This is a genomic window from Rheinheimera soli, assembly GCF_021290985.1.
Taxonomy (GTDB): Bacteria; Pseudomonadota; Gammaproteobacteria; order Enterobacterales; family Alteromonadaceae; genus Pararheinheimera; species Pararheinheimera soli.
On record NZ_JAJOYU010000019.1, the window covers coordinates 69,493 to 90,973 of the forward strand.

21 protein-coding genes and 1 other RNA gene are annotated in these 21,481 nt (G+C 46.8%); 11 read left to right on the forward strand and 11 right to left on the reverse strand.

Going from position 1 to position 21,481, the window contains the following annotated elements; translation table 11 throughout:
• Positions 1 to 53 precede the first annotated feature (53 nt).
• On the reverse strand, positions 54 to 1,256 hold the full coding sequence (gene tyrS, locus LSG37_RS13970; RefSeq protein ID WP_233080463.1) for a tyrosine--tRNA ligase: 1,203 nt from the start codon (positions 1,254 to 1,256) through the stop codon (positions 54 to 56).
• A gap of 161 nt (positions 1,257 to 1,417) precedes the next feature.
• Between tyrS and LSG37_RS13975 the strand changes: the two genes are divergently transcribed.
• Together LSG37_RS13975 and LSG37_RS13980 are read left to right on the forward strand one after the other, a co-directional pair.
• On the forward strand, positions 1,418 to 2,725 hold the full coding sequence (locus LSG37_RS13975) for a peptidoglycan DD-metalloendopeptidase family protein (protein WP_233080464.1): 1,308 nt from the start codon (positions 1,418 to 1,420) through the stop codon (positions 2,723 to 2,725).
• On the forward strand, positions 2,725 to 3,831 hold the full coding sequence (locus LSG37_RS13980) for an anhydro-N-acetylmuramic acid kinase (RefSeq protein WP_233080465.1): 1,107 nt from the start codon (positions 2,725 to 2,727) through the stop codon (positions 3,829 to 3,831). The genes LSG37_RS13975 and LSG37_RS13980 overlap by 1 nt, the downstream gene beginning before the upstream one ends.
• 21 nt (positions 3,832 to 3,852) lie before the next feature.
• Here LSG37_RS13980 and LSG37_RS13985 read toward each other — a convergent pair whose 3' ends face one another.
• The 8 genes from LSG37_RS13985 to hrcA all read right to left on the reverse strand — a co-directional run bounded on the left by LSG37_RS13985 (position 3,853) and on the right by hrcA (position 12,680).
• A complete protein-coding gene (locus LSG37_RS13985) occupies positions 3,853 to 4,983 on the reverse strand; it encodes a sodium ion-translocating decarboxylase subunit beta (protein ID WP_233080466.1) in 1,131 nt (376 codons plus the stop codon).
• A 9-nt stretch (positions 4,984 to 4,992) separates the two neighbouring features.
• Positions 4,993 to 6,780, reverse strand: a complete 1,788-nt coding sequence (gene oadA, locus LSG37_RS13990) for a sodium-extruding oxaloacetate decarboxylase subunit alpha (protein ID WP_233080467.1) — start codon at positions 6,778 to 6,780, stop codon at positions 4,993 to 4,995.
• A 2-nt stretch (positions 6,781 to 6,782) separates the two neighbouring features.
• The gene (locus LSG37_RS13995) at positions 6,783 to 7,034 is read right to left on the reverse strand and encodes an OadG family protein (protein ID WP_233080468.1); all 252 of its coding nucleotides are present in this window, start codon (positions 7,032 to 7,034) and stop codon (positions 6,783 to 6,785) included.
• A 291-nt stretch (positions 7,035 to 7,325) separates the two neighbouring features.
• Complete coding sequence (locus tag LSG37_RS14000) at positions 7,326 to 7,889, reverse strand: ABC-type transport auxiliary lipoprotein family protein (protein ID WP_233080469.1); 564 nt, start codon at positions 7,887 to 7,889, stop codon at positions 7,326 to 7,328.
• A complete protein-coding gene (pqiB, locus tag LSG37_RS14005; protein WP_233080482.1) occupies positions 7,889 to 9,634 on the reverse strand; it encodes an intermembrane transport protein PqiB in 1,746 nt (581 codons plus the stop codon). Before pqiB ends, LSG37_RS14000 begins: the two co-directional genes overlap by 1 nt.
• A gap of 1 nt (position 9,635) precedes the next feature.
• Positions 9,636 to 10,916, reverse strand: a complete 1,281-nt coding sequence (locus tag LSG37_RS14010) for a PqiA/YebS family transporter subunit (protein ID WP_233080470.1) — start codon at positions 10,914 to 10,916, stop codon at positions 9,636 to 9,638.
• Positions 10,917 to 11,055: 139 nt separating this feature from the next.
• Positions 11,056 to 11,625 carry a nucleotide exchange factor GrpE gene (grpE, locus tag LSG37_RS14015; protein ID WP_127020729.1) on the reverse strand — a complete coding sequence of 190 codons (570 nt, stop codon included), beginning with the start codon at positions 11,623 to 11,625 and terminating at the stop codon, positions 11,056 to 11,058.
• 29 nt (positions 11,626 to 11,654) lie between these two features.
• Positions 11,655 to 12,680, reverse strand: coding sequence for a heat-inducible transcriptional repressor HrcA (gene hrcA, locus LSG37_RS14020; protein ID WP_233080471.1), 1,026 nt, complete (start codon positions 12,678 to 12,680; stop codon positions 11,655 to 11,657).
• A gap of 193 nt (positions 12,681 to 12,873) precedes the next feature.
• Between hrcA and nadK the strand changes: the two genes are divergently transcribed.
• From nadK to LSG37_RS14035, 3 genes are all read left to right on the forward strand, one after another.
• Positions 12,874 to 13,767 carry an NAD(+) kinase gene (gene nadK / locus LSG37_RS14025; RefSeq protein ID WP_233080472.1) on the forward strand — a complete coding sequence of 298 codons (894 nt, stop codon included), beginning with the start codon at positions 12,874 to 12,876 and terminating at the stop codon, positions 13,765 to 13,767.
• A 79-nt stretch (positions 13,768 to 13,846) separates the two neighbouring features.
• Entirely contained in the window at positions 13,847 to 15,514 is a 1,668-nt protein-coding gene (gene recN / locus LSG37_RS14030; protein WP_233080473.1) for a DNA repair protein RecN, read from the forward strand.
• Between the two features lie 127 nt (positions 15,515 to 15,641).
• Positions 15,642 to 15,992, forward strand: a complete 351-nt coding sequence (locus LSG37_RS14035) for an outer membrane protein assembly factor BamE (RefSeq protein WP_233080474.1) — start codon at positions 15,642 to 15,644, stop codon at positions 15,990 to 15,992.
• 70 nt (positions 15,993 to 16,062) lie between these two features.
• Here the strand turns inward: LSG37_RS14035 and LSG37_RS14040 are convergent, their stop codons facing one another.
• Entirely contained in the window at positions 16,063 to 16,428 is a 366-nt protein-coding gene (locus LSG37_RS14040) for an RnfH family protein (protein WP_233080475.1), read from the reverse strand.
• Positions 16,421 to 16,864: an SRPBCC family protein gene (locus LSG37_RS14045; RefSeq protein ID WP_233080476.1), complete on the reverse strand. Its 444-nt coding sequence runs from the start codon at positions 16,862 to 16,864 to the stop codon at positions 16,421 to 16,423. The genes LSG37_RS14040 and LSG37_RS14045 overlap by 8 nt, the downstream gene beginning before the upstream one ends.
• 118 nt (positions 16,865 to 16,982) lie before the next feature.
• Here LSG37_RS14045 and smpB point away from each other — a divergent pair, with 118 nt between their 5' ends.
• The 6 genes from smpB to LSG37_RS14075 all read left to right on the forward strand — a co-directional run bounded on the left by smpB (position 16,983) and on the right by LSG37_RS14075 (position 21,462).
• On the forward strand, positions 16,983 to 17,465 hold the full coding sequence (gene smpB, locus LSG37_RS14050) for an SsrA-binding protein SmpB (protein ID WP_008897453.1): 483 nt from the start codon (positions 16,983 to 16,985) through the stop codon (positions 17,463 to 17,465).
• Between the two features lie 168 nt (positions 17,466 to 17,633).
• Positions 17,634 to 17,993: a transfer-messenger RNA gene (gene ssrA / locus LSG37_RS14055) on the forward strand.
• Positions 17,994 to 18,274: 281 nt separating this feature from the next.
• The gene (locus tag LSG37_RS14060) at positions 18,275 to 19,690 is read left to right on the forward strand and encodes a replication endonuclease (RefSeq protein WP_233080477.1); all 1,416 of its coding nucleotides are present in this window, start codon (positions 18,275 to 18,277) and stop codon (positions 19,688 to 19,690) included.
• Positions 19,691 to 19,710: 20 nt separating this feature from the next.
• Complete coding sequence (locus LSG37_RS14065; RefSeq protein WP_233080478.1) at positions 19,711 to 19,950, forward strand: hypothetical protein; 240 nt, start codon at positions 19,711 to 19,713, stop codon at positions 19,948 to 19,950.
• A 207-nt stretch (positions 19,951 to 20,157) separates the two neighbouring features.
• Positions 20,158 to 20,370, forward strand: coding sequence for a hypothetical protein (locus LSG37_RS14070; protein ID WP_233080479.1), 213 nt, complete (start codon positions 20,158 to 20,160; stop codon positions 20,368 to 20,370).
• A gap of 3 nt (positions 20,371 to 20,373) precedes the next feature.
• A complete protein-coding gene (locus tag LSG37_RS14075) occupies positions 20,374 to 21,462 on the forward strand; it encodes a site-specific integrase (RefSeq protein ID WP_233080480.1) in 1,089 nt (362 codons plus the stop codon).
• Positions 21,463 to 21,481: the final 19 nt, after the last annotated feature.

A 21,481-nucleotide genomic window follows, 5' to 3' on the forward strand; every position in this document is an offset into this window, starting at 1 on the left:
AAAAAGCATAAAAAAACCGGCATCAAAGCCGGTTCTGTCAGTTAAATCAGCGATTAAACCACACTGACTTTGGCAAATTTACGTTTGCCCACCTGGAAGATATGGCAACTGCCTTTGGCAAATTCCATTTTGCTATCTTCAACTTTAGTTTCACCGTCCAGTTTCACAGCGCCTTGCTTAATCATACGCAAAGCTTCTGAGGTACTCTCAACTAAGCCCGCTTCTTTTAATAAGTTGGCAATCTGAATACTGTCAGTAGTTGAGGTCAACGTCAGTTCAGGGATATCGTCCGGTAAGGCGTTTTTCTGAAAACGCTGGATAAAATCCTGTTCTGCCGCATCAGCTGAAGCCTCATCATGGAACCGGGCAATAATTTCCTTCGCCAGTTCAATTTTGATATCACGTGGATTACGGCCATCAGCAGCTTGTTGTTTTAATGCAGCAATATCGGCAATAGGACGGAAACTCAGCAAATCGTAATAACGCCACATCAGCTCATCACTGATCGACATCACTTTGCCAAACATCTCACCCGGCGTATCTGTGATACCAATATAGTTGCCCAAGGATTTGGACATCTTTTGCACACCATCCAGACCTTCGAGCAAAGGCACCATAATAATGGTTTGTGGGCGTTGACCTTCGTCTTTTTGCAGCTCACGACCCATCAGCAGGTTAAAGCGTTGATCAGTGCCGCCCATTTCAATATCGGCTTCTAAAGCAACAGAGTCCCAGCCTTGCACCAGCGGATATAAAAACTCGTGTATAGCAATAGACTGATTATTGGCGTAACGCTTTTTAAAGTCATCACGTTCCAGCATTCGGGCTACTGTCTGACGTGCCGCCAGCTTGATCATGCCAGCCGCGCCTAACTTTTCCATCCACTCAGAGTTAAAAGCTACACGGGTTTTTGCCGGATCAAGAATTTTAAATACCTGCTCTTTATAGGTCTGTGCGTTGGCCAACACGTCCTCGCGGGTTAACGGCTTACGCGTTACGTTTTTGCCCGTTGGATCACCAATCATGCCGGTGAAGTCGCCAATAAGGAAAATGACATCATGACCCAACTGTTGAAAGGTACGTAATTTGTTAATGAGAACCGTGTGACCTAAATGCAAATCTGGTGCAGTTGGATCAAAACCTGCTTTGATTTTTAAAGGTTTTCCTTCCTTTAACTTAGCAATCAGCTCTTCTTCTAACAAAATCTCTTCGCAGCCGCGTTTTATCTCAGCCAGCGCCTGCTCCCAGTGAGCCATGGTGTACTCCTACTTCTTTTGTATTCGGTAAAATTCCAAGTCTGCATTCTACTGAAACATTTCTTTAGATCAAACCAACAAAAGTGTGGCATCGCAGAAAAAATCGTTATATGCTCGTTTTTTTATTGGTTTGTCTGATAATAATAAGAGATGCGCTTTCTATGATTTCTTCTTTGCCTATCAAACATCGGTTATTAATCGGCGCTCTAAGCGGCATTGTTGCCGTTATGCTGTTGATCCCGTCAGAACAAGCTTCAGCCTCCAGAACTACAGAAACATCTGAGCTGGAAGTTGGAAAAAGATACAGTATTGATATTCCTTTGGTGGAAGAGAAAATTGCAGCTTCGCAGCTTGCAACTCTGCCACACGAAGACAACTCACTGGAGTGGGTGACAGTTGACGTGAAAAAAGGCGACATTCTGTCGGCAATTTTTCGCAAAGCTAAATTAGATCAAGCCACAATGCTGGAAGTGTTGGAACTGGGTAAACCAGTGAAAACCTTAACGCGCATTTTCCCAGGCGAGCAAATTGAATTTGGTTTAGATAACCAGGGCAAATTGCAGGAAATCCGTTACCCAATCAACAACCTGAAAACTTTACGTGTGCAGCGCACAGCCAATGGCGAATTTGCTGCCGAAGAGCTATTAAAGGAAGTTGAAACCCGTACTGAAGTCGTCAGCGGTGTGATCAACGGTTCGTTCTGGAACGCAGGTCTGGAAGCTGGTTTAACTGAAGCTCAGATGCTGACCTTAGCCAACAACATTTTCAGCTACGATATCGACTTTGGTTTAGACATCAAAGCCGGTGACAGCTTTAGCGTAATTTTTGAAACCCGTTATGCCGATGGCCAGTTTGTAGGTAACGGCAATATACTGGCAGCACAGTTTAGCAACCAGGGTCAGGTGTATCAGGCTGTTCGTCACAAAGACGGCGCTTTTTACAAGCCTGACGGCAAAGGCACTAAACAAGCCTTTTTACGCGCCCCTGTTGCTTTCCAGTACGTCAGCTCCAATTTCAATCCTCGCCGTCTACACCCAGTGTTAAAGAAGGTTCGCCCTCATAATGGCGTAGACTACGTTGCTGCTGTAGGCACTCCTATCATGGCGGCTGGTGATGGTAAAGTCATTGCGTCCACTCGCAACAGCGTGAATGGTAACTATGTGTTTATTAAACACAAAAACAACATAGTGACTAAATACCTGCACTTGTCCAAACGTGATGTGAAACAAGGCGAAAACGTGCGTCAGGGTCAGGTGATAGGTCGCTTAGGTGCTACAGGTCGTGTGACTGGTGCTCACTTGCATTATGAATTTGTGGTTGGCGGTGTACACCGTAATCCTCGTACTGTGAAATTACCTCAGGCTGAAGCTTTGTCACCAAAAGAGCGTATAGCTTTCGTTAATGAAGCGAAACAGCTGATTGCACAAATGCAGAACCATGAGCGGATCACAGTAGCCGCTGCTGAGTAATGTTCAGCCTTTATATAGGTATTATGTCCGGCACCAGTCTCGATGGAATCGATCTGGTGCTGGTTCGTTTTGGTCAGTCCCCTACAGTAAAACTCCAGCCTGAATTACTAGACTCCCTACTCTGCCCTTTCCCTGAACAGTTGCGCCTGCAGCTTAGTCAATTGGCTCAATCTGGCCCGGATGAGCTTGAGTTGATGGGGTTAGTAGAGCAACAACTGGCATTAGCATACGCAGATGCGGTGAAGCAGTTATTATCTAAAGCTAAAGTTGCACCTGAACAGATAAGCGCTATTGGCTGCCATGGCCAAACCATCCGTCATCGCCCTTACGCAGCATTCCCTTTTACTTATCAGATTGGCGATATGTTCCGCCTTGCTGCTGAAACACAGATTCGGGTTATTGCTGATTTTCGTCGTAAAGATATGGCCTATGGTGGGCAGGGTGCGCCTTTAGTTCCGGCTTTTCATCAGGCCGTTTTTGCCAACAGCAGTTACCGCGCCATTTTAAATATTGGTGGTATAGCCAATGTCACTTTGCTGCAGCCTGATCAGCCAGTGCGGGGTTTTGATACAGGCCCGGGCAATGGCTTGATGGATCATTGGATCCAGCGACAAGGCTTAGGTTTATACGACAAAGACGGTCAGTATGCCGCTTCTGGTGCAATACGGCAGGATTTATTAGCAGATCTGTTATTAGACCCCTACTTTCAGTTGCAAGGCCCGAAAAGCACAGGCAGAGAATATTTCAACGGATTGTGGTTAGAGCAAAAATTACAAAGCGGACACTATGCCCCGGCAGATGTGCAGCGTACCCTTACCCGCTTTACCGCACAAAGCATCAAAATTGCATTAGCAAATGAAGCCATAGCTGAGTTATTTATCTGTGGTGGTGGTGCTTATAACCAAGTGCTGATGAGCGACTTGCAGCAGCTATTCCCAGCAGTACAACTGCAGCAAACCTCAAGTTTAGGTGTGAAAGCTGATGATGTGGAAGCTATGGCTTTTGCCTGGCTGGCTTATGCCTACGATCACAAAATTCCGGGTAATATTCCTGAAGTTACAGGGGCACGCAAAGCCGTGGTGCTAGGCGCGGAATTTAGCTGTTAACCAAATCCCACACCAATTTTGCTATTTAACCAACGCCAGCAAAATACCAGCAGCCACTGCAGAACCTATCACACCCGCCACATTAGGCCCCATGGCATGCATCAGCAGGAAGTTATGAGGGTCAGCCTCCAACCCGACCTTATTGGCGACACGGGCCGACATAGGTACTGCTGACACACCAGCTGCACCTATCAGCGGATTCACCGGATCTTTGGATAGTTTATTCATCAGCTTCGCCATTAAAACCCCTGAGGCCGTACCTATACCAAAGGCCACAGCACCCAATACCAGAATGCCTAAGGTTTGAGTGGTCAGAAATTGATCAGCATTTAACTTAGAGCCTACAGCTAAACCTAAAAAGATGGTTACTATATTAATCAGCTCGTTTTGTGCCGTTTTAGATAAACGCTCCACTACACCAGCTTCACGTATTAAATTGCCCAGACAAAACATACCAATTAACGGCGCTGCGGTAGGTAAAAATAAAAAGGTTAAAATCAGCACCAGCAAAGGAAAGACGATTTTTTCTTTCTGACTGACTTGTCTCAGCTGCGCCATCTTAATTTTTCGCTCTTCCACTGTCGTTAAAGCGCGCATAATAGGCGGCTGAATAATAGGGACCAGCGCCATATAAGAATAAGCTGCCACTGCTATAGCCCCTAACAACTCAGGAGCCAGTTTTGAGGCTAAAAAAATCGCCGTAGGGCCATCAGCCCCGCCGATAATGGCAATAGCTGCGGCTTCCGACATAGAAAAACTTAAACCTGGCACCCAGTTCAGAGCTATAGCACCTAACAAGGTAGAAAAAATACCAAACTGAGCTGCAGCACCTAATAACAACATTTTAGGGTTGGCGATTAAAGCGCTGAAGTCGGTTAAAGCCCCTACTCCTAAAAAGATCAGCAGCGGGAAGACGCCACTTTCAATACCAACCTGATAAATGGAATACAACAAACCGCCTGGTTCACCCATTCCAGCCAGAGGAATATTGGTTAAAATTGCACCAAAGCCAATAGGAATAAGCAACAGAGGCTCAAAACCTTTAGCTATGGCCAGGTACAGAAGCAAAAAACCAACAGCCATCATGACCAAAGCTGGCCAGGTCAAATGCACCAGACCGGTAGAATCAATCAGTGTTAACAAAGCATCCATGATTTATCCTCAGGCAAAACTGACCAGCAGATCGCCGGTAGTGACTGCAGCCCCAACACTGATATGAATTTGACTGACAGTACCTGCCTGGCTGGCACGAATTTCCGTCTCCATTTTCATAGCTTCCATTAACAGCACCACTTGCCCTGCTTCTACCTGCTGACCCACACTGACTTTCAGCGCCAGTATATTGCCAGCCAAAGGTGAATTTAGCTTGCTGGCAGGCTGAATACTGGCAGATTGCGGAATAGTTTCCCCCACTACAGTTTTGATCTGTTGCACTGCACCAGCAGGTCCTACTTCAACCTGATACAGCTTGCCATCCACTTTGACACTGTAAACACCGACTCCGGAAGCTGTGTTATTGACCTGTTCCACCTGAGTGTTGCTTTGGTTTGCCGGCCTTTGTTGACCAGGTGCAGGTTCAAACTTCGATGCATCGCCTCTGTGCTGTAAAAACTTCAGGCCAACCTGTGGAAATAAGGCATAGGTCAACACATCATCGATTTTGTCTTCTGCCAGCTTCAGTTGTAGCTCCTGAGTTTTACTTTCAAGCTCAGTGGTTAATGCTGCAAGCTCAGGCTGCAATAAATCGGCAGGACGACAGACAATAGCTGCAGCACCAGCCAGTACCCGCTGTTGCAATGCCAAATCAACAGGAGCAGGTGTTGAACCATATTCCCCTTTGAGCACAGCAGCAGTTTCTTTGGTGATGGTTTTATAACGCTCACCCGAAAGCACATTCAACACGGCCTGAGTGCCGACAATTTGTGAGGTGGGAGTCACCAGAGGCAAATAGCCTAACTCTTTGCGTACTTTAGGAATTTCCGTCAGTACCAAATCCATTTTGTCCAAAGCCCCCTGCTCTTTCAGCTGGCTTTCCATATTGGTTAACATGCCACCCGGTACCTGAGCCAATAAAATACGGGCATCAACACCTTTGAGCGAACCTTCAAACTGAGCGTATTTGGTTCGTACATCACGGAAATAAGCGGCAATTTCTTCCAATAAGACTAAATTCAGTCCGGTATCCCGCGCTGTGCCTTCAGTGATAGCCACCATAGTTTCGGTTGCGCTGTGACCATAAGTCATACTCATAGACGAAATAGCGGTGTCCAGCATATCAATACCAGCATCAATAGCTTTCTGATAGGTGGCTGTGCTTAACCCTGTGGTGGCATGGCACTGCATAGCTATAGGTAACTTGACCCGTTCTTTTAAGCGGGTGATTAGCTCTTCGGCCACATAAGGCTTTAATAAACCCGCCATATCTTTAATACAAATAGAATGGCAGCCCATATCTTCCAGCTGCATCGCCATATCCAGCCAGCCATCAATGGTATGCACAGGGCTGACGGTATAAGACAAAGTGCCCTGAGCATGAGCGCCAACCTTGACAGCAGCAGCCACAGCCGTATGCAGATTACGCACGTCATTCATCGCATCAAAAATACGGAATACGTCTATGCCATTAGCAAAACTGCGTTCGACAAAGGCTTGCACTACATCGTCAGCATAATGGCGATAACCTAATAAATTCTGGCCACGCAACAGCATTTGTTGTTTAGTGTTCGGCATGGCTTTTTTCAGCTCACGCAAGCGATGCCATGGGTCTTCACCTAAATAACGGATACAGGCATCAAAGGTGGCACCGCCCCAGGATTCCATCGACCAATAGCCGACCTGATCCAGTTTGGCTGCGATAGGCAACATATCTTCTAAACGCAGGCGGGTGGCTAATAAGGATTGATGGGCGTCTCTGAGCACCAGCTCAGTCAGTAATAATGGTTGGCTCATTTTTATCCCTTATTTTGTTTTTGATGATGTTCAATAGCAGCGCTGATAGCAGCAACAACAGAAGGAGAAACAGCAGCTTGTGGTGTTGTTGCAACAGTTGCTGGTAAAGCCGGGCTCGAATGCCGGAGTAATCTGGACATGCCTTGAACAGCAAAAACCAATACCATCAAAAAACCAAATACAACGCCCATGCCCACGACCATCAACACAGCTGCATCCAACAGTAAAACACTGACTTGTTGCTCCGCGTCCATCTTGTGTCCTCTCCGTAAATTAGTTGTATTGATTAATAGCAGTTTTCTCTAAAGAACATAAGCCATTGCTTAATCACTTTGATTGATGCCTGTTATTTATACAACTTATACGTAACTCTATTGACAAAGGCAAGAAATAGCCATTTAGACAGCTAAGAATCTAAACATCTACTGGAATCATGGGGAGGAGCAAAACTTGATCAGGCAGGTAAAAAACAAACCCCACCAATAAGGCGGGGCTCGTTATTCAGTTGAAACCGGGCAAAGCCGGTTTCTTTACTTAAAGAAAAACTAAGCAGCAGGACTTTCTGTAATCATCACTGCTATCTGGCTGGCAACCTGACTCCAGCCCTCGCCCAGGCTTTTGACTACTTCGTCATAACCATCATCAGCAATAGGCAGTTCCAACTCAAAAGGCATTTGCTTGACGACAGCTCCTGTCAGCAAATGAGCCTGACCACTAATCAGCACCAGACCATCGGCTGTGGTATGAAACTGAGTCACCTGCACTGTCAGGCGGCTGTCAGCTGAGCTATTCACCTGTTGAGTTACACGCCAATCGGTTAAAGCTGCGGATAAATGTGCCAGCAAATTGCGGGTCAGTTGTTGATCCAAAGCTTCAGCCCATTGGTGAGTGCGGGTCAATTGCAGATTCACAGCATTGTTCTGATACACCAGAGCATTGCTGTTTAAATAACTGGCCACCATCACAGGTTCTATCACCAATACTTTGCTGCTGTCGCCTTGTGGCGCTTTTACTGCAACAGCGGGCAGGCGATAATACTGCAGTTCAGACGGAGAACTGCCACAACCGGCCAGGGCCAGACTTAAGAATACAAAAGCTAAATAACGCATTAGTTGCCCTTCTCAGGTTCTGGATCTTTAGGCAGATCGGCTTTAAAAATCAGTGAGTTACTTTGATTATTCATAGTTTTAATTACGGGCTGCAAATCACGTAATAATTGGTCCATCGACTGTAAGTTGCCATTTAAGCGCTCATAAGCAGGTGAACCCGGCGAAAAGCCAGCCAGAGTTTTCCGCAGTTCCAGCAGACTTTGCTGCAGATCGGCAGGCAATTGCTGTACCGCATTATGCTTCACCAATTGATCCAGAGACTGGATCAATTGCTCTGCATTTTTCAGCATTTTTTCACTTTGTGCCAAAGTTGCAGAGCTTTGCGCCAACACATCTTCCACAGGTAAACGGTTGACCTTGTCCAGCACCTGCAGCACTTTTTGTTCAATATTGGCTAAACCGCTTGGAGCTGTTGGCATTATTTTCAGACCAGCATGATCTGCCAAAGCAAAAGGGGCAGGAACAAAACCTTCACTGGAAAACTCCGGCGGCTGGGCTGTTGCCACCTGCACTTTTTCAGAGTTGTCTGCATCAGCCAGAGCTGGCACATCTACTTTTACTTTAGGAGTTTCAATTTGTGCATCGGTTTGAACCAGTTCTATATACAAAGCCCCTGTTAATAAACTACCGGTTTTCAGTACTGCTCTTAAACCTTGTTGCACCGCAGTTTCTAATTCCTGCGCCAGCTTTTTCAGGCTCATCTCACCAGCCAGACGGCCAGCTTCCACTCGTACCAACACTGGAATGCCTCGTTTAAAAGCAACATCCAAAGGGTTATCCATATTAAAGAAGTACGGTGCCATAGCAACTGTACCAATGCGTATACCTTTGTATTCCAGAGGAGCACCTACGCTCAGGCCTCGGATCGACTCGTCAAAAAACATCAGGTACTCGTTGTATTCAGTGTACAAACCTTCTTTGATGGCTTTTTGATTTTTAAATAGCTGAAACTCGGTGTTGCTGGCCACTTTGTCGCCTGCAGGCCAACCATCCAGCACATCAAAATGCACCCCACCGCTAAGTAATGTAGCAACAGAAGCTAATTCAACCCGCACCCCTTGCGCAGACACGTCCAAAGCCATACCACTGGCTTGCCAGAAACGTACGTTTTCTGTGACTAAGGAATCATAAGGCGCACGTACAAACAACTGATAGGTCATATGGCCTTGTTCAGCCACAAAGTTGCTGGTTTCTACTGTACCTACCGCATAGCCGTGATACAAAACAGGGTCGCCTACAGCCAAAGCTGTCGCATCGTCACTTAATAAAGTAACCCGAACCCCAGGTGCATCGGCCGGCGCTATAGGCGGGCTGTCGAGCAGTTCATAATAGTATTTTTGTACCGAAGCTTTGCCAGGCTGTAACTCAATATAAGCGCCGGATAACAGAGTGTTTAAACCGCTGACGCCACCCCGGCCTACTGTAGGTTTGACGACCCACAACTGTGAGTCTTCATTCAGCAAGCCTTCGAGACCAGGATCCATCCTGGCTTTGACCAGCACTTTGCTTAAGTCTTCCGACAGCTGTACAGATTCAACCCGGCCTATATCCACACTGCGGCTTTTGATCTGAGTTTTACCTGCTACTATGCCTTCAGCATTCAGAGTGACCAGCGTGATCACTGGCCCCTGATTTTTTTGGGTGTAATACAACATCCAGATGCCAATCACCACAGCCATAACTGGCACTATCCAAATGGGTGACAATTGTCGGATCTTTTTCACCGCGGCCACCCGGCCCTGCATCTTAGCCACGTCGCAGCTCCTCTTTTTTATTCCGTTGGTCCCACAGCAAACGTGGATCAAAACTCATAGCAGCGAGCATGGTGGTGATCACCACAGTCGCAAAAATAATAGCGCCCATACCAGGATATACACCCATTAATAAATCAAACCGTACTAAAGCTGCCAATATAGCGACCACCAGCACATCGACCATAGACCAGCGCCCTATCCAATCGACCAGTAAATACACCCGGGTCGACAGCAGCTGTCGTTTATGCCCACTGTGACTGGCCAGATAACAGAGCCAGAACATCACGACTATTTTCACGACGGGCACCACCACACTGGCTAATAAAATCACGATAGCCACAGGATAAGCCCCGTCTTGCCACATCAATATAATACCGCTGATGATTGTAGACTGAATGCTGCTGCCCAAAGACACAGTTTCCATAATAGGCAGCAAGTTAGCCGGGATATACAACAAAGTAGCGGTAATCAGCCAGGCCAGCGTTTTTTGCAAACTGGAAGGAATACGGGCCGTGACTTTAGTGCCACAACGACCACAGTGTTTTTGTTCCAGCGGCACTATAGCAGTGCAACAACTGCAACTGGCTAAATTCAGTGAAACACCTGTCCGTCCTGCTAATTCAGCAGAAACAGGTTGCGGTGCCGGAGCTATAGACTCCCACAAAGCATGGCGGTCTATCACCTGAAAAGTTCGTAAATGCAGCAGGCAAAATAAACAAAAAGCCCAGAAGCTCATGCCCACAGAAATATCGGCGTACACCACAAGTTTGACAAAAGCGACCAGAATACCAATCAGGAAAATATCTACCATGCTCCAGGGTTTGAGCATATAGAGCACCCGTGCCGTCCAGACTAAGCCGCGAACCCGGCGCACCATGCCAAGCTTGATATAAATTACCGCCAGCATACAAAAAGCCGGTATGGCCTGAATAAATAACCACACCAGCACAGCCAACCATTGCTGATGCTCATCAAATAACACAGAGGAGGTGTCAAAAAAGCTCATGATATGGATGTTACCCGCCACATCCATGCCAATAAAAGGAAAGAGGTTGGCCAAGACCAGCATAAACAGCGAGCTTATGGCATAAAGCACGGGACGTAATACCGGATCTTTTTGTCGCATATCCAGTAAATAACCACAACGGCTGCAAGCGGCTTCCTGACCAATGGCTAACAGCGGCAATTGTTGCAATAGATCGCAGTGGCGACAAAGCACCAGTTCGGTAACAGGTTGCGCCGAAGGCGCTCTACCAGACTCCAGATCAGACAAAAAGATTCCTTTGCAAATGCCTATACTGCGATGAAGCTATTGTAAAAGCCCGCAAGGAGAAAGCCCAGTAAAAAATAAGGGGGCAGAGTCATGAGATGCTTAGCTCCCATGCTTCTACCCCCTATTTTAGAGTCGCTGTTTATTCAACAGCTTTAGATACACCCACCATAGCAGGACGTACTAAACGGCCGTTCAGCTCGTAGCCTTTTTGCATCACAAAAGTGACAGTGTTTGGTGCCACATCAGCGCTTGGCTGAATCGACATGGCCTGATGGAATTCAGGGTTAAACGGCTGACCTTGTGGGTCAATTTGCTGCACACCGTTTTTCGCCAGTGTATCCAGTAAACCTTTCAGGGTTAAATCTACACCTTCACCCAGAGCTTTCTGGCTGTCGTCTTCACGATTTAAGAAGGTTAAAGCACGCTCGAGGTTATCCACCACCGGCAATAAATCACCAGCGAAACGCTCCAGCGCAAATTTATGGGCTTTTTCAACATCCATGGCTGAACGACGACGGCTGTTGTCTGCTTCAGCTTTAATTCTAAGCATTAAATCATGCTGCTCTGCCAACTGGGCTTTTGCCTGCTGTAATTCTGCATCCAGCTTTGCAATAAGTTCCTGCTCCGGCGTCAGTTCTACCACTTCTTGCTCTGCCGCTGCTTCCGCAGCCTGTTGTTGTTCAGTTTGCACTTTATCTTGCTCGCTCATTAGTTACTACTCCACCATAGGTTGGCTTATTATGGGGATTGATTAAGATGATTCAAGTTAAAAAACATTTGTTGTGCTACAGCTTCAACTAAAGGCACAAAACGACCATAGTTCATCCGGCGTGGTCCAAGCAAGGCAATAAAGCCATGGGGCTCCGAACGGTAGCGCGCACAAATCAAACTCACCTTGGCTAAAGGTTCAATACCAGACTCACGTCCCAGTATTAATTTGGGCTGATGATCCTGAGTGACTGGGGTTAATAATTTCACCAGACAAGCTGGATTATCTAAAAGTTCTATCACTTGCTGCAACTCCGGGTCGCGGTGATAGTCGCTCGCCTGCATTAATTGATGCTGACCATAAATCAATGGCTGATGCTGCTGCAGCTCATCCAGACTCAGCTGCGCCATAGCGGTTTTGACCAAAGACTGCACAGCACCACATTCCTGCTTTGCGATTAAAGCTAAACGCGAAATACCATCCAGCCAATCCTGACCACACAAAGCCGCATTGAGTAAACACAAGACCCGGCTTAAGGTTGGGTTATCAATTAAATCGTCATGAAACAACACCCGGTGCAAAATATCACCGTCTTCGTCTATCACCACCAGCAAGAGTCGCTGCGTGGCTAAACGCACTAAATCCACCTGCCGGATCACCCGGCCTTGCCCTTTAGGCGCACTGACAATACTAACCATACCTGTTAAGTTGGCTAATAACTGTCCGGCCTGCTGACATAATAAAGAAACGGGTAATTGAGGCGGTAAATTCAGCTGAATCGCATCCAGCCAACGCCCTGTTAAAGGCTCAAGTTGCAGCATTTTATCGATAAAGAGCCTAATACCCGACGTAGTAGGAACCCGACCTGCCGACGTATGAGGAGAGCGAATAAAACCCTGCTGCTCCAGCAACATCATAGTGTTACGCACTGTGGCAGAACTGACGCCAAGCTCTGACTGCTCACACAGCAGTTTGGACGACACCGGCATGCCGTCCGTCAGGTACTGCTCGACTATGAGTTTTAATATCAGTTCTGGTCTGCTTAACTGAACCACTACAGCTGTTACTCCGGTTAAAAAGACTGTACAAAATACTAAGCGTGAATACTGCCTACTTATACTGCTATGTATTGTGGGGTCTTTAATTAAAAATTCAAGCCTTGCCCTTTATCAGTGCGTCAACGAGCACAAAGCTGTTCGCTATCAGAAACTATGGGTATACTCAAACGGCATTTTGAAAGGAACACTCATGAGTCAAAACCCTGGCAGCGCATTTCAAACCATTGGTCTCATTGGCAAACCAAATCATCCGGGCGCCAACACCACTCTTATCAGCCTGTATCAGTTTTTAACGGCACGGCAATTAAAAGTCTATGTCGAAGAAAAGGTGGCAGAATCTCTGGGCTTGCCTGATGTACAAGTGATGGATTTAGTTCAGTTGGGTAAAAACTGCGATCTGGCCATAGTGGTAGGTGGTGACGGCAATATGCTGGGTGCAGCCCGAGTGCTGGCGCGTTTTGGTGTCGCTGTATTGGGTGTAAACCGCGGTAACTTAGGATTTTTAACCGACTTATCACCGGAAGATTTTGAAGCGCCTTTAGCTGCGGTGTTAGCAGGTAATTTTGTCACTGAAAAACGCAATCTGCTGGAAGTGGAAGTGTATCGGAATGACTGCGTAAAGAGCAGTAACAGTGCTGTGAATGAAGCGGTATTACACGCTGATAAAGTAGCGCATATGATTGAGTTTGAAGCTCATATTAATGGCGAATTTGTCTTTAGCCAGCGCTCCGACGGTTTAATAGTCAGCACACCAACAGGTTCTACCGCTTATTCTTTATCAGGTGGCGGCCCTATTTTAACGCCTGAGCTGGATGCGATGAGTTTAGTGCCGATGTTTCCTCATACCTTAAGCAGCCGCCCTTTGGTGGTTTCAGGCACCAGTGAAATAGTACTGAAAGTATCGCCCAGTAACGACGCCCATTTACAGGTGAGCTGCGACAGTCATGTAATTTTGGCAGTAATGCCGGGCGATGAAATCCGCATTCGTAAACACCCTAAACCACTGAAACTGGTGCACCCACCTGGCTACAGCTACTTTAACGTGCTGCGTAACAAGCTCGGCTGGGGCAGTAAACTCTACTAAAAAATCTCTTTACCACTCCCTTGCTAAAAATCAAATTACTGTATAAATTAACAGTTATTCAGTATAAGGGAGTTGGACCATGCTCAACCATCTGCATATCAGCAACTTTGCCATAGTACGCGCGCTGGAACTCGACTGGCGCGGCGGTATGACCACTATTACCGGCGAAACAGGCGCAGGCAAATCTATCGCCTTAGATGCGCTGTCTTTATGTTTAGGTGAACGTGCCGATGGTTTAGTGGTTCGCCCCGGTTGTGACAAAGCCGACATAGTGGCCACTTTTGATATCAGTCAATTGGCTGCAGCTCAACACTGGCTGGCTGAACAAGACCTCGCCATGGGCAATGAATGTATAGTGCGCCGTGTGGTCGGCAACGAAGGTCGTTCCCGTGGTTATATCAATGGTGTGCAGGTACCGGCTCAACAACTGAAAGCTTTGGGTCATCACCTGTTAAGTATTCATGGTCAGCATGCGCATCAACTGTTATTAAAATCTGATCACCAGCGCCAATTGCTGGATGCTTATGCCAACACCCACTCTGCTTTAGCCAATTGCCGCCAACACTGGAAAGCCTGGCAGCAACTGAAACAAGAATACGGCGAACTGCAAAGTAACCAGCAGCAACGTGAAGCACAACGCCAGTTGCTGGAGTATCAGGTGGCAGAGCTGGATCAGTTTGCACCTGGTGCTGATGAATTTGCTGAACTGGAAAGTGAGCACCAGCGTCTGAGCAATAGTCACAGCCTGATCCAGGCCAGCCAGCAAGCCTTGCAACTGGCCTATGACGATGAAGAGGCTAACAGCTATCGCTTATTAAGCCATGCTTGCCAGCAACTGGATGACTATAAAGAAGTAGACCCGGCTTTAGCTCCTATTCACCAAATGCTGACTGAAGCTTTAGTTCAAATTGAAGAAGCAGGCCGCGAATTACGCCGTTATAGCGAAAAAGTTGATGTCGATCCGGAGCGTTTAGCAGAGATAGATCAACGTTTAGGCCTGTGGCTGAATTTAAGCCGTAAACATCAAATTCCACATGATCAACTGGCTTTGTTTCACCAGCAATTGTCTCAGCAGCTGTCTGAACTCGCAGGAGATGATGATCGCATAGTTCAGTTACAGCTGGAGATTCAGCAGGCTCAGCAGCTGTATTGCCAGGCCGCTGAAGTTGTCTCTGAACTGCGTCAATCAGCCGCTTTGGAGCTGTCCGATAAAATTGCCCGCAGCATGGCTGAGTTAAGTATGGCTAACGGTAAGTTTTATATAGCGGTCGAAACTGCTGGTATAGATAAAGCCAATGCAACCGGCTGGGATCAAGTCGACTTTCTGGTTAGCACCAACCCAGGTCAGCCTCTACAGGCGCTGCACAAAGTGGCGTCTGGCGGTGAATTATCCCGTATCAGTTTGGCCATTCAGGTGATACTGGCTGGTAAAGTCACTACACCAACTTTGATTTTTGATGAGGTAGATGTGGGCATCAGTGGCCCTGTTGCCGCTGGTGTAGGCCGCTTGTTACGTCAGTTAGGTGAATCGACTCAGGTGATTTGTGTCACGCATTTACCTCAAGTTGCCAGTCAGGGCCATCACCAGTTGTTTGTTGAAAAATACACTGACGGTATAGCCACAGAAACCCGGATTCGCGAACTGGCAGACGAAGAGCGGGTACAGGAAATAGCCCGTTTACTAGCTGGTGAAAACGTCAGCGCTAATGCGATTGCCAACGCCCGAGAATTGTTATGTGCCCCTTAAAACTGATTTCAATCAATTATTTTTAACAGGCACGAACTTAGCCAATACACTTAGGTCTGATTAAGGCTTTAATTTCAGCCCGTGCTTGCGGTATGATGCCGACAGACTTATTCAGATGAAGAGACAGATGAAAGCAGTAGTGAAAACGGCCCTTGTGTTGGCCACAGCATTGACTCTGGGTGCTTGCAGCAGTTGGATTTACCGGATTGACGTGCCACAAGGCAACTTTCTGGAACAAAAAGACATCGACAAACTGCGTGTTCAAATGACCAAAGAACAGGTTCGTTTTGTGTTAGGCAACCCTGTTGCTGAAAACGCCTTTGACGACGACATCTGGCATTATTTTTATGCGTTAAAAGGTGGTCGTGGCGACAACTTTGAAAAGCAACTCATCGCCAACTTTAAAGATGACAAACTGGTTGATATAAGTGGCGATTTCACCAAGCCAGCCAACTTTAATACACCGCTGGATCAATAATGTTTTGCAGGGTCAGAGCTTCAGCTCTGCCCCCTGCTCGTTAATTCAGTCTAATAGTTCTGCTTATTTATCAGCTATCAGATTGTGGCTCAGAATCATGACTTTGACTCTGTTGCTGCCTGCCGCCCGTTGTCTTATTTGCCCTGCCTTCGTCCTTGGCTTTTTCAGCACGGCGGCGACGCATATCTTTAGGATCAGCAATTAAAGGCCGGTAAATCTCAATTCGATCACCCGCCTTAGGCACTTCATTCAGTTTGCAAGTCCGGCTCCAGATCCCCACTTTATTCTGGCTTAAATCAATCTCAGCATGGCTTGATAAGATGCCAGACTGCAGAATAATCTGCTCCACTGTAGAAGCAGCATCCACAGTTAAACTCAATAAACTTTGTTTAGCCGGCGTGGCATAAGCCAGCTCTACAGCTTTAGTTTCAGCCATGTTGTTCTCCGTACACTTGTTTTGCCCTTTGAGTAAAAGCGCCGACCATAGCTGCGGTTAATTCGTTAAAAATTTTGCCAAAAGCAAATTCAACTATTTTATTGGAAAACTCAAAATCTAGTGCCAGCACCACTTTACAAGCTTCATCGCTTAACGGAACGAAGGTCCAGCCACCGGATAAGGCTTTAAAAGGGCCAGACTCCAATTGCATCTGAATTTGCGAGTCAGTCACCAAGGTATTGCGAGTGGTGAACTCCTGACTGATACCGGCTTTTTTCACCTGTAACTTAGCCAGCATCTGATCTGCAGACTGCTGCAAAATTTGTGCTTTGGCGCAACCGGGTAAAAATTCCGGATAACGTGGTACATCGTTCACCAGCTCAAACATCTGGCGCGCGCTGTAAAAAACCAGTGCGCTGCGCTCAATTTGTGGCATACTCTCTCCCCTTAATGCAGGCGGCGATTGTAACAGATCTGGCCGTAGCCTCAATGTCCCAGGCGTAAGCCTTTTGCCATTAAATTCCTTGGCTTTTAAGAGTTATTCGTTCGCAAAGATGAGCAAAAAACAAAGCAGCAAAAATCAGGGCGGCACCATAGCCCAAAATAGAAAAGCACGACACGACTATTTCCTCGAAGAGCGTTTTGAAGCAGGTATGTGCCTGCAAGGCTGGGAAATAAAGAGTATTCGTGAAGGCAAAGTCAATTTGTCCGACTCGTACGTCATTTTAAAAGATGGCGAAGCTTTTTTAATTGGTGCACAAATTCAGGCGCTGCACAGCGCCTCGTCTCACGTGGTCTGCGATCCAGAGCGCTCGCGCAAGCTGTTGCTGAACAAACGTGAACTGAACAAACTGGTCGGTAAAAAAGAGCAGGACGGCTACACCTTAATAGCTACTTCCATGTACTGGAAAGCCTGTTGGGTGAAGCTGGAGTTCCATCTGGCCAAAGGTAAAAAGCACTTTGATAAGCGTGACGATATCAAAGACAGAGACTGGTCGCGTGAAAAAGAACGCATGATGAAGCACAGCAAAAGATAATTGAGGCTGGGTTCTTAACGGTTTCAGCTTGAGATTGTTCAATTCATCACCATATAGAGTAATAACAGCCAAACGCAGCAAGAAAAGACCAGTTCTTACCTTGCCGCGTTGAACTGCAGAGCGTAGAATGCGCTCAACACAGAAGTGTTCAGAAGTACTAAAGAATTCGGGGCCGATACTGGATTCGACGGGATTCACGAACTCTTAGGTGCATGCCGAGGTGCGGTAGGCCTCGTAAAAAAGCCGCAAACTAGTAGTCGCAAACGACGAAACATACGCACTCGCTGCCTAATAAGCAGTAGAGCGCTCTTCCCCTCACGCATGCCTATAAGCTGAGACTCTGGAAGATCACCCCTAATAGGATCGCATGGCGGCTTTGTCTGGAGCCAAGATGCTAAAACCAATCAGACTCGCCCGACGATAGCCTGCCAGCTGGCGCTCATAGGGTTAACTAAATAACTGGATAAGCATGTAGTACCGACGATCTAGGTTTTTCGGACGGGGGTTCAAATCCCCCCGGCTCCACCACCTACGAGAGCGGCGCAAACAGCGCCGCTCCTCGATTTTCCCTTAAAAACAATAGCTTACACCTCAATCGAGTTGCCCGCGATCTTGTCTGCAACACCGCAAATACATCGTTCATATGTCATTCCAGCGCCAACTTTTGTCATCCTGATGCCAACTTTTGCCAAAATCTACCTATTGCAGCCAGTAAAATAAGCAGAGAAATCCTGCACCGATATCTGGCTGACTGTGACCAAGTTGAAACTGGCAAAGCCGAGCTTCTACTTTCGACTATCCAGAAATCAATGCAAATTCACGATTTAGATTTTTCTTTAGAACTATCCGCTTTACGCTCCTTTGCTGTTCAACAATCCAATAAGTGCAAAGCCCTCATTCAAAATGCCGATTTAGCCGCAGCAATACACCTGTTTGAACAATATCAACTTGGCCCGTTGAGCTTTACTGCGCCAGAAATTCAAAACCGCTTACAAGACAGTTCCTTTTGGCTAAAACGGATCAGACGCCAAACCCTGTACCTTATCAGCCAAGTTGAGCGAGCTTTGGGTTATGTATCAAAAAGGCGGGCTGTATATTGCGGTGATGTCAGCATGAATAAGCATCACCAGAATAAACTGCTCAGCCGCAGTTACATGGAAAAAACCTTTCTTGTAAATGACGAAGGGGTCAGTATTCCGCTTAGTGAAATTGCCGCACATAACATCAGCAACCCTGAAATCAGAAGGCATGAACTGATGGTTCGAATTCGCGGTTTTGAAGAAGTGGCGCAACATTGTGACCATGCCGCAGTATTCGTTACCATAACAACCCCTTCCAGAATGCATGCAACTTTAGCGTCCGGCCTGCCAAACAAAAACTATGACGGAACCACTACCCGAGAAGCGCATGCGCATCTAAATCATATCTGGCAATTGTGTCGGGCCAAGTTTGATAGAGCCAACATTCGGCCTTATGGCTTTCGGGTTGTCGAACCGCACCATGACGGCACTCCCCATTGGCACTTACTACTATTCATGCCTGTTAAAAGCGTTAACAGTTTTAAAACCGTTATCGAAAACTATGCGCTACATGACTCACCGAATGAGCCAGGTGCAAAAGAGTACAGAGTTAAGTTTATCGACATTGATCCAGCCAAAGGCAGTGCTTCAGGCTATGTTGCCAAATACATCGCCAAGAATATTGATGGCTATGGTATCGAAACAGATAACTCAGGGCATAGGTCAGACACCGCCGCAGATCGGATTAACGCATGGTCGAAGTCTTCATCTATTCGCCAATTCCAGCAAATAGGTGGCCCAAGCGTTACCGTCTGGCGCGAACTCAGACGACTGCGCGACTTAAACATGCCGCTAAAAGATCTGACAGCAATTCACAGGGCCGCTGACTCCTCCAATTGGGCAGCGTTTTGCCTTGCAATGAATGCGATAGACCTGCCACGCAAAGAACATATTTGCCGTCCGTTTTACAAAGTGAAAACGACCGAAGTGGCTGACTATCAAACAGGCGAAATAATAAAAACCGCCCTTAACAAATATCAGGAACCACGTAAGCCAACCCTTGCTGGTTTTTGGTATCACGTTGATCCACTAATCACCCGTCTAAAAAAATGGACGCTTTCAGCGGCGCCGCCGACAGAGCGCTGCCAGCCCCTTTGCAAAAGGGGAGGCAGCGGTTTGGCGGGGGCAACCCTTGGACTTGTGTAAATAACTGTACGGACCATTCCATGAACAATACGACCCAATTCAATCAAGGCCAATTTACAGTGCCAGAAGTAGTAAAGCTGATTAATTACACCGTCATAAAGAACGACCGGACAACAGAATTTTTACCCGAGAACTTAGGTATTATCGTTGGGGTACTCACGCTGAATGATGAAGTAGAAATGGTGGTTAAGTTTATCGACCGCATATGCCAGTTCACGAAATCAGAGTTCAACAAACAGTACAGAGTGATTCGGGAATGAAAAAACATATAGCTTGCAGCGGTTTTTTCTTGACGGAACCCCCGAGCTTTTCTATTTTAGAAAAGAGACAGCAAAAACCCCCTAACTTACGCTGCCAACTTAAGCGAGTACCCACAGCGGATATCAGCTCGCTTCGTACGAAATCTCCATTAACGTTTTTGGAGAGATTCGGCATTCTATTGCCCGAATCTCAGTATGAGGTTGGTTATGCATCATCAAGAATCTGAATACTTCGTGGCCTATGGTGTTAAATGGGTCACTGTCGACCGTTGTGCCGAGCTTGTCGGTTGGACTAAAGACGCAATAAACGCACTCAGGGTAAAAGGCCAGTTGAGAATGGATATTCACTGGAAGAAACGTAATGGCCGTATTTTTATAGATATGGTCGCGTTTCAGCGTTGGATTGAAACAGGAAGTTAGTCCATGAAACCGACAGAGTATAAAGGTATTTATGCGGGAGAGAATTCCTTCCGCATAGACTTCATGTTCCAGTGTGTTCGCTGCCGTGAAACCATTAGAGCTACGCCCAACAAAACAAGACTAAAGGAAGCAGCGCGCAAACTGGACCAAATCAAATATGAAATTGATATGGGAACCTTTGACTATGCTAAGCACTTCCCCACCAGCCCACGCGCTTTTAAATTCTCTACCAACAAAGCTGCTTATATCACCATCAGTAAAGCGGTAGACGACTGGTTCAGGCGCAATTCGAAAAACTGGGCTGCAAGCACTTATAGAGGCTATTGGAGCAAAGTAAAAACCCATATATTGCCAAACTTCGGCAATCTAACCGCCTTTGAATTTAAACCATCCCTGTTCAACGATTGGGCTGCACGTACAGAGGTTTCCCCCAAGACAGTGAACGAGGTTAGAACCATCCTCAGCGGTATCTTCAAAGAGTTAGTTTACGATGAAATCATCGACCAAAACCCAATTGATAAATGCCGCCCAGCCTCCAGACGCGCCAAGGAACCTGAACCTTTTAATGGTCAGGAACGCTCCGCTATTTTGGCAGCGCTGCCTGATGGAGCCGCGCGTGATTTTTACACCTTCGCGTTCTGGACAGGTTTACGTACTGGCGAAAAACTTGGGCTGCGCTGGCAAGATGTAGATTTTGAAAAGCAGCGGATTTACATCAGACAAACCATAGTCAACGGCAGAACAGCACAACCCAAAACACTGAGTTCAGTGCGAACGCATCACCTGCACCCGACCGCTTTGGCCATATTGCAGAAAATACAAAGTTATCACCCTGACCTACATCCTGACAGCCGAGTATTTTTAGACCCAAGAACTATGTTGCCTTGGGAGAATGACGGCATCCCAAGAGAACGGTTTTGGACATTCGCATTAGAACAGGCAAAGGTCAAATACAGGTGTCCATATACCTGCCGCCACACTTACGCCTCTACCATGCTAACAGCGAAAGAGGACCCAAGCTGGATAGCTAAACAAATGGGCCATAAAGACTGGGGCATGATCCGCAGGGTCTATGCACGCTGGATTGATTAATTAAACAGAGGTCGTTATG

What these genes read in the sequence shown, in the direction of transcription:
- LSG37_RS14040 (WP_233080475.1), bottom strand. Translation starts at nt 16,428, where the DNA reads ATGGCTGAAACTAAAGCTGTAGAGCTGGCTTATGCCACGCCGGCTAAA.
- LSG37_RS14045 (WP_233080476.1), bottom strand. Translation starts at nt 16,864, where the DNA reads ATGCCACAAATTGAGCGCAGCGCACTGGTTTTTTACAGCGCGCGCCAG.
- nadK (WP_233080472.1), top strand. Translation starts at nt 12,874, where the DNA reads ATGAGTCAAAACCCTGGCAGCGCATTTCAAACCATTGGTCTCATTGGC.
- LSG37_RS14075 (WP_233080480.1), top strand. Translation starts at nt 20,374, where the DNA reads ATGAAACCGACAGAGTATAAAGGTATTTATGCGGGAGAGAATTCCTTC.
- pqiB (WP_233080482.1), bottom strand. Translation starts at nt 9,634, where the DNA reads ATGCAGGGCCGGGTGGCCGCGGTGAAAAAGATCCGACAATTGTCACCC.
- LSG37_RS14035 (WP_233080474.1), top strand. Translation starts at nt 15,642, where the DNA reads ATGAAAGCAGTAGTGAAAACGGCCCTTGTGTTGGCCACAGCATTGACT.
- LSG37_RS14000 (WP_233080469.1), bottom strand. Translation starts at nt 7,889, where the DNA reads ATGCGTTATTTAGCTTTTGTATTCTTAAGTCTGGCCCTGGCCGGTTGT.
- LSG37_RS14070 (WP_233080479.1), top strand. Translation starts at nt 20,158, where the DNA reads ATGCATCATCAAGAATCTGAATACTTCGTGGCCTATGGTGTTAAATGG.
- recN (WP_233080473.1), top strand. Translation starts at nt 13,847, where the DNA reads ATGCTCAACCATCTGCATATCAGCAACTTTGCCATAGTACGCGCGCTG.
- LSG37_RS13995 (WP_233080468.1), bottom strand. Translation starts at nt 7,034, where the DNA reads ATGGACGCGGAGCAACAAGTCAGTGTTTTACTGTTGGATGCAGCTGTG.
- LSG37_RS13980 (WP_233080465.1), top strand. Translation starts at nt 2,725, where the DNA reads ATGTTCAGCCTTTATATAGGTATTATGTCCGGCACCAGTCTCGATGGA.
- grpE (WP_127020729.1), bottom strand. Translation starts at nt 11,625, where the DNA reads ATGAGCGAGCAAGATAAAGTGCAAACTGAACAACAACAGGCTGCGGAA.
- LSG37_RS14060 (WP_233080477.1), top strand. Translation starts at nt 18,275, where the DNA reads ATGCAAATTCACGATTTAGATTTTTCTTTAGAACTATCCGCTTTACGC.
- LSG37_RS13985 (WP_233080466.1), bottom strand. Translation starts at nt 4,983, where the DNA reads ATGGATGCTTTGTTAACACTGATTGATTCTACCGGTCTGGTGCATTTG.
- oadA (WP_233080467.1), bottom strand. Translation starts at nt 6,780, where the DNA reads ATGAGCCAACCATTATTACTGACTGAGCTGGTGCTCAGAGACGCCCAT.
- LSG37_RS13975 (WP_233080464.1), top strand. Translation starts at nt 1,418, where the DNA reads ATGATTTCTTCTTTGCCTATCAAACATCGGTTATTAATCGGCGCTCTA.
- LSG37_RS14065 (WP_233080478.1), top strand. Translation starts at nt 19,711, where the DNA reads ATGAACAATACGACCCAATTCAATCAAGGCCAATTTACAGTGCCAGAA.
- smpB (WP_008897453.1), top strand. Translation starts at nt 16,983, where the DNA reads ATGAGCAAAAAACAAAGCAGCAAAAATCAGGGCGGCACCATAGCCCAA.
- tyrS (WP_233080463.1), bottom strand. Translation starts at nt 1,256, where the DNA reads ATGGCTCACTGGGAGCAGGCGCTGGCTGAGATAAAACGCGGCTGCGAA.